The organism is Raoultella sp., assembly GCF_039594335.1.
Classification (GTDB): domain Bacteria; phylum Pseudomonadota; class Gammaproteobacteria; order Enterobacterales; family Enterobacteriaceae; genus Klebsiella.
On record NZ_JBCNNS010000128.1, the window covers coordinates 1 to 11,886 of the forward strand.

Annotated in this window: 17 protein-coding genes; 9 read left to right on the plus strand and 8 right to left on the minus strand. The window is 55.1% G+C overall.

What is annotated here, in order from left to right:
* A partial coding sequence (locus tag ACZAHD_RS18165; RefSeq protein ID WP_462458019.1) for a hypothetical protein occupies positions 1 to 258 on the plus strand: 258 nt, incomplete at its 5' end.
* Positions 259 to 358: 100 nt separating this feature from the next.
* A complete protein-coding gene (locus ACZAHD_RS18170) occupies positions 359 to 1,390 on the plus strand; it encodes a helix-turn-helix domain-containing protein (protein ID WP_462458020.1) in 1,032 nt (343 codons plus the stop codon).
* Here ACZAHD_RS18170 and ACZAHD_RS18175 read toward each other — a convergent pair.
* Complete coding sequence (locus tag ACZAHD_RS18175) at positions 1,329 to 2,387, minus strand: alpha/beta hydrolase family protein (protein WP_462458021.1); 1,059 nt, start codon at positions 2,385 to 2,387, stop codon at positions 1,329 to 1,331. The genes ACZAHD_RS18170 and ACZAHD_RS18175 overlap by 62 nt on opposite strands.
* 452 nt (positions 2,388 to 2,839) lie before the next feature.
* Here ACZAHD_RS18175 and ACZAHD_RS18180 point away from each other — a divergent pair, with 452 nt between their 5' ends.
* Positions 2,840 to 3,067 (plus strand): DUF1272 domain-containing protein, encoded by a 228-nt coding sequence (locus tag ACZAHD_RS18180; protein WP_462458022.1) that lies wholly within the window; start codon positions 2,840 to 2,842, stop codon positions 3,065 to 3,067.
* On the opposite strand, the gene ACZAHD_RS18185 is transcribed toward ACZAHD_RS18180, so the two are convergent.
* Positions 3,055 to 3,273 (minus strand): hypothetical protein, encoded by a 219-nt coding sequence (locus ACZAHD_RS18185; protein ID WP_462458023.1) that lies wholly within the window; start codon positions 3,271 to 3,273, stop codon positions 3,055 to 3,057. The two genes, ACZAHD_RS18180 and ACZAHD_RS18185, sit on opposite strands and share 13 nt — an antisense overlap.
* A gap of 29 nt (positions 3,274 to 3,302) precedes the next feature.
* Here ACZAHD_RS18185 and ACZAHD_RS18190 point away from each other — a divergent pair, with 29 nt between their 5' ends.
* Positions 3,303 to 3,785 carry a glutathione peroxidase gene (locus ACZAHD_RS18190; protein ID WP_462458024.1) on the plus strand — a complete coding sequence of 161 codons (483 nt, stop codon included), beginning with the start codon at positions 3,303 to 3,305 and terminating at the stop codon, positions 3,783 to 3,785.
* Between the two features lie 198 nt (positions 3,786 to 3,983).
* Here ACZAHD_RS18190 and marB read toward each other — a convergent pair whose 3' ends face one another.
* Genes marB through marR form a run of 3 tightly spaced genes read right to left on the minus strand, consistent with a single transcriptional unit; the run spans position 3,984 to position 5,053 of the window.
* On the minus strand, positions 3,984 to 4,190 hold the full coding sequence (gene marB / locus ACZAHD_RS18195) for a multiple antibiotic resistance protein MarB (protein WP_462458033.1): 207 nt from the start codon (positions 4,188 to 4,190) through the stop codon (positions 3,984 to 3,986).
* Positions 4,191 to 4,220: 30 nt separating this feature from the next.
* Complete coding sequence (gene marA / locus ACZAHD_RS18200; RefSeq protein ID WP_462458034.1) at positions 4,221 to 4,601, minus strand: MDR efflux pump AcrAB transcriptional activator MarA; 381 nt, start codon at positions 4,599 to 4,601, stop codon at positions 4,221 to 4,223.
* 17 nt (positions 4,602 to 4,618) lie between these two features.
* Positions 4,619 to 5,053, minus strand: a complete 435-nt coding sequence (gene marR, locus ACZAHD_RS18205) for a multiple antibiotic resistance transcriptional regulator MarR (RefSeq protein ID WP_462458025.1) — start codon at positions 5,051 to 5,053, stop codon at positions 4,619 to 4,621.
* Between the two features lie 227 nt (positions 5,054 to 5,280).
* On the opposite strand from marR, the gene ACZAHD_RS18210 reads away from it, so the two are divergent.
* Positions 5,281 to 5,952 carry a MarC family NAAT transporter gene (locus tag ACZAHD_RS18210; protein ID WP_462458026.1) on the plus strand — a complete coding sequence of 224 codons (672 nt, stop codon included), beginning with the start codon at positions 5,281 to 5,283 and terminating at the stop codon, positions 5,950 to 5,952.
* Positions 5,953 to 6,022: 70 nt separating this feature from the next.
* Here the strand turns inward: ACZAHD_RS18210 and ACZAHD_RS18215 are convergent, their stop codons facing one another.
* Positions 6,023 to 7,231, minus strand: coding sequence for a sugar transporter (locus ACZAHD_RS18215; RefSeq protein WP_462458027.1), 1,209 nt, complete (start codon positions 7,229 to 7,231; stop codon positions 6,023 to 6,025).
* Between the two features lie 204 nt (positions 7,232 to 7,435).
* On the opposite strand from ACZAHD_RS18215, the gene ACZAHD_RS18220 reads away from it, so the two are divergent.
* Complete coding sequence (locus ACZAHD_RS18220; protein ID WP_462458035.1) at positions 7,436 to 8,227, plus strand: PhzF family phenazine biosynthesis protein; 792 nt, start codon at positions 7,436 to 7,438, stop codon at positions 8,225 to 8,227.
* Positions 8,228 to 8,236: 9 nt separating this feature from the next.
* Entirely contained in the window at positions 8,237 to 9,034 is a 798-nt protein-coding gene (locus ACZAHD_RS18225; RefSeq protein ID WP_462458028.1) for a PhzF family phenazine biosynthesis protein, read from the plus strand.
* A gap of 74 nt (positions 9,035 to 9,108) precedes the next feature.
* Here ACZAHD_RS18225 and ACZAHD_RS18230 read toward each other — a convergent pair whose 3' ends face one another.
* Entirely contained in the window at positions 9,109 to 10,053 is a 945-nt protein-coding gene (locus ACZAHD_RS18230) for an L-lactate dehydrogenase (protein WP_462458029.1), read from the minus strand.
* Positions 10,054 to 10,196: 143 nt separating this feature from the next.
* On the opposite strand from ACZAHD_RS18230, the gene ACZAHD_RS18235 reads away from it, so the two are divergent.
* Complete coding sequence (locus ACZAHD_RS18235; protein WP_462458030.1) at positions 10,197 to 10,679, plus strand: GNAT family N-acetyltransferase; 483 nt, start codon at positions 10,197 to 10,199, stop codon at positions 10,677 to 10,679.
* Here the strand turns inward: ACZAHD_RS18235 and ptrR are convergent.
* The gene (gene ptrR / locus ACZAHD_RS18240; protein WP_462458031.1) at positions 10,633 to 11,511 is read right to left on the minus strand and encodes a putrescine utilization regulator PtrR; all 879 of its coding nucleotides are present in this window, start codon (positions 11,509 to 11,511) and stop codon (positions 10,633 to 10,635) included. The two genes, ACZAHD_RS18235 and ptrR, sit on opposite strands and share 47 nt — an antisense overlap.
* Positions 11,512 to 11,629: 118 nt before the next feature.
* On the opposite strand from ptrR, the gene ACZAHD_RS18245 reads away from it, so the two are divergent.
* The coding region (locus tag ACZAHD_RS18245) for an aldehyde dehydrogenase family protein (protein ID WP_462458032.1) at positions 11,630 to 11,886 on the plus strand (257 nt) is incomplete at its 3' end.

Below are 11,886 nucleotides of genomic sequence, written 5' to 3' on the forward strand. Positions count from 1 at the left end.
TCAGGAGCGGCGTTCCCTGTATTTATGGCCAACGCGGATGGCGCTACTCTTCATTTTTCAGGCCGATACGAACTCAATGACCGCTTTTCAGTGCCATCCTGCATATCAGGACCCATTGCCGAGTTTATTGTTAAGCGACCCGATAAGCATGTCAGATATCTGCTTTATGTGGTGAGTTCAACCGGAGGATGCAACACGCAGATGCTCACGTTGCTCAGAAACGACGAAACCCTCATCCCGGCCGGGGTAAAAGAGTAAGTGTTGAATAGTTAAAATATTTATGTGACGGGTGATGTTTTTTGCGTCTTTTTATGGCACAACGTTCCCCTGTGATAAATGCTCTGCGTACAGGTATTTCATGCCGGCTATTCCCTTTCCCTGGTACACCCTGTCTATTTTGCTTATTTTACTGTTGAAGGTTTGTTTGCAACGGCCCGCGGGCTATCGCAACAGTGCGACCTTTATTGCGGGCTGTTCGCTGTTGCTCCTGATGTCAGCCCTGCGCTGGCAGTTTGATCTTATTCCACTGCGCCAGCTGCAGTCTGTCATGGCCATCACCCTTCCACCGCTGGCCTGGCACTGCTTTGCCTGCTTTACAGGACTGCGCTTGCAGCAAAAAATGGCCGCTTTTGTGGTGCCGCCGACACTTGCTCTGGCGCTGAATCTTGTTGCCCCGGAAACCACCGATGCTGTTCTGATGCTGCTCTATATCGGTTACGGTTACGCCCTGATTCGAACGGCGCTGCAGGGCAGTGATACGTTTATTTTCAGGCGTCTTAGCGACCGTGGTTCAACCTCATCACTCGCTTTTACCGCGGGTGTCTTCCTGTGCTTTTCCGCACTGACCGATCTGGCTATCGCGCTCAACTTCCATTTTTATCGCGGCCAGCAGGCGCCGCAGCTGGTCGCACTCTCGCAGGCTATTCTGCTGCCATTTATCTGTTTTGCCATTGTCGCTAGCCGCCGTCCGCCACTCCCGGCCCCGGCCCGAGAGCCGGTATTGCCCCCCGAAGAGAGTAAAGAGAGCAATAATGAAGAAGAATACGTCTCGACTTATCTACGGGTAGACACGCTGATAAACGAACAGAATCTGTATCTGAATCCCGATCTGACACTGAATGTGTTGGCGAGAAAAACCGGGGTCCCCGCGCGCCAGATTTCGAAAGCGGTGAATCTAACGCGCGGCTGCAATGTCTCACAGTGGATCAACGGCTTTCGCATCGGCTATGCGCAGCAGCTTCTACGGAACACGGCCCTGCCGGTAACGGAAGTGATGCTGGAGGCGGGGTTTGCCACCAAATCAAACTTTCATCGCGAGTTTCTCCGTATCAGCGGTATGACCCCGACTGATTACCGCCGGACAGCGGTTGAAAGTCGAGGGCCTGATTGAGGAAGGCGCTGATATCCCGGGCGAGCTGACGGTGAATAGCCGCCCGACTGCGGGTGCCCCCATCCTGGCAGACAATCTCTTCGCCCGGTTCTTTTTCTGCGATTAATGCCATCGCACCTGGTTTGCATTGCTGCATAAAACTAAAGTGAGTGGCCCCTTCAACTCGCTCCACACGTCTTACCGCGGCAGGGATATATTCCGCCAGGTAGCCCGACTCCAGCTTTGCGGGTAATTCATCGCTGTCCACCTGAGCCGTCATGATCAGCACCGGAACTGCGATCTGAGAAAGTGATTCAGGCGTGAATCCCCGGGCCAGCCCCAGATCGAGTGAGACAACGGCTTTGATTTTCGGATCGGCCACGTCTGCTGCCAGCGGACCGGCAGCTTTATCAATACCCAGCGTCTGAATTAACTTGCAGGCTGACAGCCCGGTATTGGCCCGGCAATCATGCTGAAAACGGACGGCGTCAAAGCGCGCTCCCGCCAGTTCAAGTACCGTCCAGCCGCCGAGAGAGTGCCCGACGGCGGCAATTCGCTGCACATCAACTTTTCCGGCAAGGGAGGGGGTTGTGATAATTTTCACCATCGCCCGCTGCAGATCCTGCGGGCGGCGCCAGAGTTCTTTCGCATCCTGCGGACGTCTGTTAAATGTTGTTGTGCCGGGATGATCGACCGCCGCCACAATATAGCCCTGAGCCGCCATTTCCGTTGCCAGCCAGTTAAGATTACGCCAGTTGCCGCCATAGCCGTGAGAAAGCAGAAGCAGCGGATGCTCACCCGCTTCCGGCGCCGCATCACGCAGCGCAGAGGTACCGTAAAAGACAATATTGTCACCCACCTTTTCCGGCGAGCCGGTTTCAGCTGTGGGATACCAGAACGCGACATTGAGAGGACGGGAGTTATCCTCGTTGATCGTTAACTGGCGAAAAGCCGTGTTGGCATACGATGCGACACTAAAGAGAATAGAAAAAAGAAAGCAAAAAAAGGGGCGTAACATGATGATCTCCGATAAGTAAACAGAGACGCATTATGGTCACGAACGCCCGGTTGATACGTCCTGAAACGCGATCGAGGACCTTTTTCGAGGACGCTACTGGCAAGTTATGAGTAAAGAAAATAAGGGGTGAGGGGGGATGACTTCTCTGGGCCGTTGTCGGACACGACCGGCTCCCCTTGATTCATACAGGACAGTGTTAGTCGTACGCCCGTGGTGGTAACACTAACCAACTTCCGCATCTCGCTTAAAGCAGAACGATCAGATTTCTTCTGGCCGCGGTATGACTGCAGCAGATGTTACTGGCAACGGGTTCACTATCTTGATTTTTTCGGCCTGTAGGTCATGCTCATTTGATACATATTGAGCACCACAACGTCATTTACCATCGAATGCGATACCAGCAGCGGATACGGGAGACATCTTATGATGCCCCTTCCCCCCAGGAGACCACCATGCTTGAACTTCGCCCTAATTGCGAATGCTGTGATAAAGATCTGCCGCCAGAATCAAACGCGGCGTATATCTGTTCATTCGAATGCACTTTTTGCGTTGACTGCGTAACCGAGCAGCTTAAAGGCTATTGCCCGAACTGCGGAGGCGAGCTGGTGCGACGTCCGATACGCCCTGAAGCCGCCCTTCTAAGACATCCCGGATCTAATCAGCGCCGCTATAAGCAATAGTCAGGCTGACCAGGGGCACGAACAAACAGCAGCGGAAAGATGCCATGAAGACCTTTTCCCAGAACCAGGCTGTCACCGTCGGTATCGCCCTCGCAGTCAAGCTTGACGTCACGATGGCGGACCTGCCACGCGATCATGTGCGAGATATTCTCGCCGCGCATACGTTTCGCGCCGGGTGTCCATGTGCTGTGTGGCAATGTCGACATCGAACGGGAGCTGCACTGAGGAGTCCGCCATGACCACTTTTTATGAACTGACGGCCACCAGTCTGCGTGGCCAGCCTGTCTCGATGGCCGACTACGCGGGCAAGCTGGTTTTGGTGGTTAATACCGCCAGCCATTGTGGCTTCACACCACAATACGCAGGCCTTGAAGCGCTCTACAAGAGGTACGCCGACCAGGGGCTGGTAGTGCTGGGTTTCCCCTGCAACCAGTTCGGGAAGCAGGAACCCGGCGGTGCCGACGAAATCGCGCAAACCTGTCATATCAACTACGGTGTGAGCTTCCCGATGTTTGAGAAAGTGGAGGTGAACGGGGCCGCAACGCACCCGGTGTTTCGTTACCTGAAAGATGAATTGCCCGGCGTGCTGGGGGGGCGAATCAAGTGGAACTTTACTAAGTTCCTGATCGGACGTGACGGCAAACCGCTCAAGCGTTTCGCACCGATCGCCACTCCTGAGAAAATAGAAGCCGTAATCGTTGCTGCACTTGAAACCTAAGCGTTTCTGCCATGCGAACCATTCATTTTTGAGCGCCGCCGACAAACTGATTATATCCGGGCGAGGAGGGCAGGAAGAGGGCTGGCGCCTCCTGCCAGCATACCGGTGAGCCACAGGCGGCTGGCGGTATCCGCCACTTCCGGCGCCAGACAAGCAAAAAAAGCCCCGTAAACGGGGCAAAATGCTCGGATAGTTCAGTTAATTGTAATACGGTACGCCCAGCTCATCCGATTTGTCGCTACCGGCGGCCATATGATTGAAATCAAATGGGGAGCCGTTATGTTCGGAAGGCATAATCATCGCGTCGCGGTGAGTGTAGCGAACCGGCGTAGTGGTTTGCTCCGCATAGCTCTGGCTCGAGACCAGGGCGACCAGCACAATGGCAGCGGCAGCGAATAGTTTCATCATTTCCTCAATACGTCTTGTTGCAGGCGATTAACAGCAGTTGTTTAGTGGTAGCAGATAGCGGGATTCACCCGGCATATTGTTCATGCGATATTTGTGCGGCGGAACGTCGAAGTAGTTTTTAAAGGTTCTCGTCAGCGTTTGTTGCGATTCGAAACCATAGCGCTCTGCGAGGTACAAAATCGGCTCATTGCTCTGCTTGAGTTTTTGCGCGATTTCCGTCAGCTTGCGACTGCGGATGTACTGGCCTAAGGAGTGACCGGTCTCTTTTTTAAACATTCTTTGCAGGTGCCATTTCGAGTAACCAGAACGCTCGGACACTTTTTCCAGCGACAGGGGCGATTCCAGGTTATCTTCAATCCACGACAAAATACTATGGATAGTGATGGCGTCATTATTACGTCTGGACATCATCTTACCTCTTCTTATTACGGCAGAACTTTTTTCAGTAAATGTTCAAGGTTGACCACTTCATCTGCCGACAGATTTTTTGTTAATTCCTGGTGTAATTTCTGACCCACAACCTGATGACACTGCTCACAAATGGCCGCTCCGTCTGATGTTAACTGTACCAGTACGCCGCGTTTGTCATTGGGGTTGGGTAACCGTTCAATCCAGCCTTTACAGACCAGACGGTCGAGCATGCGCGTCATTGCGCCTGGGTCGACCGACAGCACGGTTTTCAGCTCAACGGGGGGAATACATACCTGGCAACGAATGGAACACAGCACCCGAAACTGGGTGGATGTAATATCCATTGGCGAGAGATATTCGTTGAGCAGGCGATCTTTTTTCTGGTTAACCATCTGGATCAAGCGACCGAGGGGGATCATTTCGTTAAACAGATCGCTGGTGTTTTTCACAATGGTTGCCCAGGCAAGTAGTTAATTGCTGCTGATATTATTGCCCAGGCAATTATATGTCAACCTGATGAATCAGACGATGACACGATTTGCTAAAGCGAATTTCTGACGTGGGCTGAAGCGGTCCGGAGAGCGGATGATAAGGGCTGGAATGGTATTGACGACAAAAGTTATAATTGCGCGGTGAGATTTTTAATTGTGAAAGATGAACGGGGCCTTAATTAATTATGATTGAACTCTTTCAGGCGATAGGTCTGGGGCTGGTGGTCATTTTACCGCTGGCGAACCCGCTGACGACCGTTGCGTTGTTCCTTGGGCTGGCAGGCAATATGAACAACGAGGAGCGCAACAAACAATCGCTGATGGCCTCGGTGTACGTATTCATTATCCTGATGGTTGCATGGTATGCCGGTCAGGTGGTGATGAGCACCTTCGGCATCTCTATACCTGGCCTGCGTATTGCCGGTGGATTGATAGTCGCCTTTATCGGCTTTCGGATGCTTTTCCCGCAGCAGAAATCGCATGACTCGATGGAAGCGAAAATAAAATCCGAAGAACTGGCGGATGAACCGTCGGCCAATATCGCGTTTGTGCCGCTGGCAATGCCGAGTACCGCGGGACCAGGAACCATCGCCATGCTGATCAGTACAGCATCGACGGTGAAACATGGCGTCGATTTTTCGCACTGGGTGGTGATGGTCGCGCCGCCGATTATCTTTGCGCTGGTCGGGATTATCCTCTGGGCCTGCCTGCGCAGTTCAGGGGCGATCATGCGACTGGTCGGAAAAGGGGGAATCGAAGCGATTTCGCGCCTGATGGGCTTTCTGCTGGTTTGCATGGGCGTGCAATTTATTATCAACGGCGTACTGGAAATTATTACTACCTACCACGCCGGATAACGTCGCCGCACTTGTGACCCGGGAATCAAATAGCCTGCCGATGCACAACCGGCAGGCTATTTTGGCTGCCTCACCTCGTTGAGGAGTGGTGAGGCTGATGATCGTCAAGCGACACCGGCCAACGGCGGAATATCATGATTGACCACACCAGCGCCACCAGCGCCGGAATCGCCCCGACGTAGCCGATAGAGTCCATTGAAAGATGGATACTGACCTGACTGCCAACCAGCGCCCCCGCGCCGATACCAATATTAAAGATCCCCGAAAACAGCGACATCGCCACATCGGTGGCATCCGGCGCCAGCGCCAGAACCTTTACCTGCATCCCCAGACCAATAATCATGATCGCAATGCCCCAGAAGATGCTTAATACCATCAGGTGGTGGGCGTTTTGCGATGCCGGCAACAGCAGCAGCAGACTGACCAGCAGCAGGCCAATAGCGATGCTAATCAACACCGAAGCATGCTGGTTGCCCAGTTTGCCAAACAGCACGCTGCCGATGATCCCCGCACCGCCAAGGATCAGCAGCAGCACGGTGGCAAAATTACCGCTCATACCGGCTACTGTTTGTACAAACGGCTCAATATAGCTGTAGGCGGTGTAATGCGCGGTCACCACGATGACGGTCAGCAGATAGATGCTCAGCAGCGCCGGGCGACGGAACAATACCGGCAAGCTTTTCAGCGAACCGGAATGCTCGCTGGGCAGTCGGGGCAACAGCTTAAACAAACACACCAGCGTCGCCAGCGCGCCCAGGCCGATCGCGAGGAAGGTGATACGCCAGCCAAAATACTGCCCGATGATACGACCGATAGGGATACCGAATACCATCGCCAGAGCGGTGCCGGTTGCAATCAGACTCAGCGCCTGCGCACGTTTGCCCGGCGGCGCCAGACGTATTGCTAATGCAGACGTTATCGACCAGAAGACCGCGTGCGCAAAGGCGATACCGATGCGACTGATCACCAGAACATTAAAGCTCCAGGCAAAGAACGACAGGACGTGGCTGGCAATAAACAGAATGAACAGGCCGATCAGCAGGCGGCGGCGCTCTATCTGGCTGGTCAACAGCATAAACGGCAGTGACATTAACGCGACCACCCACGCATAGATGGTCAGCATCACGCCCACCTGAGCGGTTTCCATGCCGAAGCTGTCGGCAATATCGGACAGCAGACCGACCGGAGCGAATTCAGTGGTGTTAAAAATGAAAGCGGCGATCGCAAGCGTGACTACCCGAAGCCACGCGACTCTGCGTGAAACCGTGTTTGTAATCATAGGTTCTGAGCTGGTTACTAGAGGAAGAAGAGGTCTCGATCTTAAAACGATTGCTGATGAAAATACAATCATTTTGTGATCTGGATCCCATTACGGCGCCAGGTGGCATTTAAAAGCTAACGGATTCATTTTTATATAGATCGTGTACATAGCCCGCTTTTATGTCATGTTGAAGAAAAGTAAAAAAACAGGAACAGTCGTATGATGCAGGAAATAGATTTTTACCTGGTAGACGCCTTCAGCGATCGCAATTTTGGCGGTAATGCCGCCGCGGTGTGTCCACTCACCGAATGGTTACCGGACGAAACGCTGCTGAGCATGGCGCAGCAGCACAACCAGTCTGAGACCGCCTTTTTTGTGCGTACCGATGAGGGTTATGAGCTGCGCTGGTTCACCACCCAGCGTGAGATTAACCTCTGCGGCCACGCCACGCTGGCCTCGGCGCACATTATCTTCGAATATCTCGACTATCCTTCCTCCACTATCGTGTTCAGTACCCGTTTTGTCGGGGAACTGCGGGTGACGCGCAACGGCGACTGGCTGACGTTAGACTTCCCGGCGTGGCAAACCACCCCGGTTATTGCGCCGCCGCCGGAGCTGCTTGCCGGGCTTGGGCTGGACACGGCCGTCGAGATTCGCGAGGGGCGGGATTATCTGGTGGTCCTCGAAAATCGTCAGCAGGTTGAAGCTGTGCGGCCGGAGATGTCGTTGCTTGCGCGGACAGGTAAGATGGTCTGCGTCAGCGCCGCCGATGAGCAATATGATTTCGTTAGCCGCTTTTTCTGCCCGGGCGAGGCGGTTTTCGAAGACCCAGTGACCGGCTCGGCGCACAGTATGCTGATCCCCTACTGGGGAGAGAAACTGGCTAAAACGGTCATGCAGGCGCGGCAGGTTTCCGCACGCGGTGGCGATCTGCGCTGCCAGTGGCAGGGCGATCGGGTGTTGATTGGCGGTCAGGCGATAACGTACATGACTGGCACCATCACGCTACGCTAAGGAGATGCTGTGAAAGAGATCCCTGCGTATCTGGTTTCTGCGTTCAGTGACCACCCTTTTTCCGGTAACCCGGCGGCGGTCTGCCTGCTGGACACATGGCTGGCGGATGATATGTTGCTGAAAATGGCGCAGCAGCATAATCAGTCTGAAACTGCCTTCGTGGTGCGCGAGGGCGAGTCGTTTTCACTGCGTTGGTTCACGACCCGCAATGAAGTCAACCTGTGTGGTCACGCTACTCTCGCCAGCGCGCATGTCATTTTTCATCATCTTGATTTCCCACACGCGGTGATTGATTTTGCGACCGCGTCCGGCCGCCTGACGGTGAGCCGGGAAGGGGACTGGCTGACCCTCGATTTCCCGGCGAGCGCGACGCAAGAGAGTGTCCCGCCTGCGGCCCTGCTTGCCGGATTAGGCATTGAGCGGTACGTCAGCGCCCGTCGTGGCCGGGCATGGCTTATCGAATTGGCCAGCCGCGAAGAGGTTGCCGCCGTGCGCCCGAGGATTGCGGCTATGACCCCTGGCGAACATAAGGTGACGATTACCGCCCCCGGCGATGGTGAGTATGACTTTGTCAGCCGTTTTTTCTCCCCGGGAGAAGCCGTATGGGAAGATCCGGTCACCGGTTCGGCGCATACCATGCTGATCCCGTTCTGGAGCGCGAAGCTGCGGAAAAGCAAAATGCTGGCCCGTCAGATATCGGCGCGCGGCGGCGATATTCGTTGTGAACTGAAGGGCGATCGCGTGCTGATGGCCGGGCAGGCGATGACCTGGCTGCAGGGGAAAATTTTCGTGTCCGAGCTATTTTGATTGCGATGAGACGCCCGAGATCTTAGCGCATCTTCATCCCCGGCGGATCATCGCTGACTCGCCGGGGATATGAGTTACGGCAGACGGGCAATATTGGCTTTAATCACCTCAACAGAGTGGCGGAATTGCGCCGCTTCATCCTCGGATAATTGCAGTTCAATAATCTGCTGCACGCCGCTCTGCGCCAGTACCGCCGGTACGCCGATCGCGACATTATTCATACCGTATTCGCCGTCAAGAATGCATGAGATAGCCAGCGCACGATGGCTGCCGGTGAAAATATTGCGACAGATCTCAGCAATGGTACCGGCGACGCCGTACTCGGTGCAGCCTTTCCCGGCGTAAATCTCAAAGCCAAGGGTCCGAACCTTCTCCGCTATCTGCTGGCGATCCAGTTCCTGTCCGGCATGTTTCCGGTAAACATCGGCAATCGGGGAGCCGTAAACCGACGAGTGCGACCAGACCGGAAACTGGGTATCGCCATGTTCACCGAGAATAAAAGCGTCAATGCTCTGGGCGCCAATATCGAGTGCCTGGGCGAGCACCCGCCGCAGGCGGGTGGTATCGAGCCAGACGCCGGTGCCTATCACTTGGTTGCGCGGTAGCCCGGACAGCTTCCATACCTGCCAGGTGATAATATCGCAAGGGTTGGTGGCGACCAGAAAGATACCGTTGAAGCCGCTGCTCATCATCTGCGGAACAATGCTATTAACGATTCTGGCCGTCGCGTTTAGCTCGTCAAGGCGGGTCTGGCCTTGTTTCAGCGCGCCGCCGGAAACGGTAATCACGGCGATATCCACATCGGCACAGTCGCTGACGTCCCGCGTTGAAATGGTCATCATTCCCGGCATATAGGCCGCCGCATCGCTAAGATCCTGAGCTTGCGCCTGCGCCCTGGTCGTATCAAGATCCACAAGGATCAGCTCCTCGCAAATAGTCTGGTTCAACAGTGCGTAGGCTGCAGACGTACCGACATTACCGGCACCGATAATCATCACCTTGCGTGCTTTGGTATTCATGGTTCATTCCCGATATCAAGCGTCATGGCATAAAATTACTGCAGTTCAATCGCTTAGCGCAAGTCGCTGCGGGTGATATAAGTTAAAGCTATGAGAGAGGGGGGATGTGCTACGCTACAGTAGGCGAAAAAAGGAGTTCGCCTATGTACAGCATCGCCCCGACAGCCATAACCGATCCGGATCTGACCGCGCTGATTGCCCGTCTGGATGCGTACCAGGAATCTCTCTATCCGGCCGAGAGTAACCACCTGGTTGATTTGAGCCAACTGGCGGTGGAGTCGGTGATTGTGCTGTTGATCCGCGATGCCCGACAACGGGCGGTCGGTTGCGGGGCGATCGTGCTCGGCAACGATGGGATTGGTGAAATGAAGCGGGTGTTTATCGACCCGGATCACCGCGGGCAGAAGCTTGGCGAACGGCTGCTGGCGGCGCTGGAAAAGGAAGCGCTGCGCCGGGAATGCCATACCGTGCGCCTGGAGACCGGGATCCATCAGCAGGCCGCGGTCAGATTGTATACCCGTTGGGGCTATCAGACCCGTTGCGCCTTCGCACCGTATCGCCCCGATCCGCTGAGCCTGTTTATGGAGAAATTGCTCGTTGCCGATCTTCGTTCAGCTGGGCTATAAACGCCTCCAGCTGACGGGTTTTCGCGCCGCGTCGCCAGACCAGCCAGGTTGTCAACCAGCGCCACTCTTCGGCCAGCGGCCAGGCTGACACCTGATGATGGCCGGGCATACTCTCCAGCATACTGCGCGGAATCAGCGCCAGTCCGGCGCCGGCAATGACGCAGGCCAGCATACCGTGATAGGACTCCATTTCATGAATCCGCCCCGGTGTTGCCCGGTCGGCGTGGAACCAGCTTTCAAAATGGCGGCGGTAGGAACAGTTGGCGCGAAAGGCGTAGACGTTGCTGCCGTTCACCTCGCTGGCGCGGGTAATCGGCGGATGGCCGAAAGGCGCCACAATCATCATCTCTTCCGGAAAGACCGGTAAACCCTCAAGGCCAGGATGGACCAGCGGCCCGTCGACAAATGCTGCACTTAAGGTGCCTTCCAGTACGCCATCAATCATCGTCCCGGAAGGGCCGGTAGAGAGCGCGAGATGGATTTTCGGATAGCGCTGGTTATACAGCGCCAGCGTTGAGGGAATGCGTACCGCGGCGGTACTTTCCAGCGAACCCAGTGAAAACAGCCCCTGCGGCTCATCCCCGGCGACCACCATTCGGGCTTCATCGACCAGCGCGAGGATCTGCTGGCTGTAGCGCAAAAAGCTGTGTCCCGCGGGGGAAAGGCGCAGGCGCTGGTTCTCACGAATAAACAGCTCGACGCCGAGATCGGCCTCCAGCTGGCGAATACGGGTTGTCAGGTTTGACGGCACGCGGTGCACCTTCTGCGCGGCCTGGGTAATGCTGCCGGTGCTGGCGACGGCGTTAAACATCTCAAGCTGGGTCAGGTCCATAGTGTTCTTCTTTTGTGAATAGGTTGCTTAATATTATTCATTTTCAATGAAAGTAAGGGTAAGCCAGAATGAGGTCAATTCGCAATCAACCTTCGTCATCAACAGAGAGAACATCACGATGAATTTATCTGCAACTCACGCGGTTTCCGTCAACCCGACCACGGGAGAAAGGCTGTCGTCTCTGCCTTGGGCGAGTGATCAAGAGGTGGATTCGGCGATCGCGCTTGCCGAGCAAGGCTATCGTCAGTGGCGTACCGTCAGTCTCGAACAGCGCGCCAACGCCCTGCGAAAAATCGGTAACGCGCTGCGCGCCCGCGCCGAAGAGATGGCACAAATGATCAGTCTTGAGATGGGCAAACCGATTGCCCAGGCTCG

What these genes read in the sequence shown, in the direction of transcription:
- marA (WP_462458034.1), bottom strand. Translation starts at nt 4,601, where the DNA reads ATGTCCAGACGTAATAATGACGCCATCACTATCCATAGTATTTTGTCG.
- ACZAHD_RS18185 (WP_462458023.1), bottom strand. Translation starts at nt 3,273, where the DNA reads ATGTCGACATTGCCACACAGCACATGGACACCCGGCGCGAAACGTATG.
- ACZAHD_RS18220 (WP_462458035.1), top strand. Translation starts at nt 7,436, where the DNA reads ATGCAGGAAATAGATTTTTACCTGGTAGACGCCTTCAGCGATCGCAAT.
- ACZAHD_RS18180 (WP_462458022.1), top strand. Translation starts at nt 2,840, where the DNA reads ATGCTTGAACTTCGCCCTAATTGCGAATGCTGTGATAAAGATCTGCCG.
- marB (WP_462458033.1), bottom strand. Translation starts at nt 4,190, where the DNA reads ATGAAACTATTCGCTGCCGCTGCCATTGTGCTGGTCGCCCTGGTCTCG.
- ACZAHD_RS18175 (WP_462458021.1), bottom strand. Translation starts at nt 2,387, where the DNA reads ATGTTACGCCCCTTTTTTTGCTTTCTTTTTTCTATTCTCTTTAGTGTC.
- ACZAHD_RS18170 (WP_462458020.1), top strand. Translation starts at nt 359, where the DNA reads ATGCCGGCTATTCCCTTTCCCTGGTACACCCTGTCTATTTTGCTTATT.
- ACZAHD_RS18235 (WP_462458030.1), top strand. Translation starts at nt 10,197, where the DNA reads ATGTACAGCATCGCCCCGACAGCCATAACCGATCCGGATCTGACCGCG.
- ACZAHD_RS18210 (WP_462458026.1), top strand. Translation starts at nt 5,281, where the DNA reads ATGATTGAACTCTTTCAGGCGATAGGTCTGGGGCTGGTGGTCATTTTA.
- ptrR (WP_462458031.1), bottom strand. Translation starts at nt 11,511, where the DNA reads ATGGACCTGACCCAGCTTGAGATGTTTAACGCCGTCGCCAGCACCGGC.
- ACZAHD_RS18215 (WP_462458027.1), bottom strand. Translation starts at nt 7,231, where the DNA reads ATGATTACAAACACGGTTTCACGCAGAGTCGCGTGGCTTCGGGTAGTC.
- ACZAHD_RS18190 (WP_462458024.1), top strand. Translation starts at nt 3,303, where the DNA reads ATGACCACTTTTTATGAACTGACGGCCACCAGTCTGCGTGGCCAGCCT.
- ACZAHD_RS18230 (WP_462458029.1), bottom strand. Translation starts at nt 10,053, where the DNA reads ATGAATACCAAAGCACGCAAGGTGATGATTATCGGTGCCGGTAATGTC.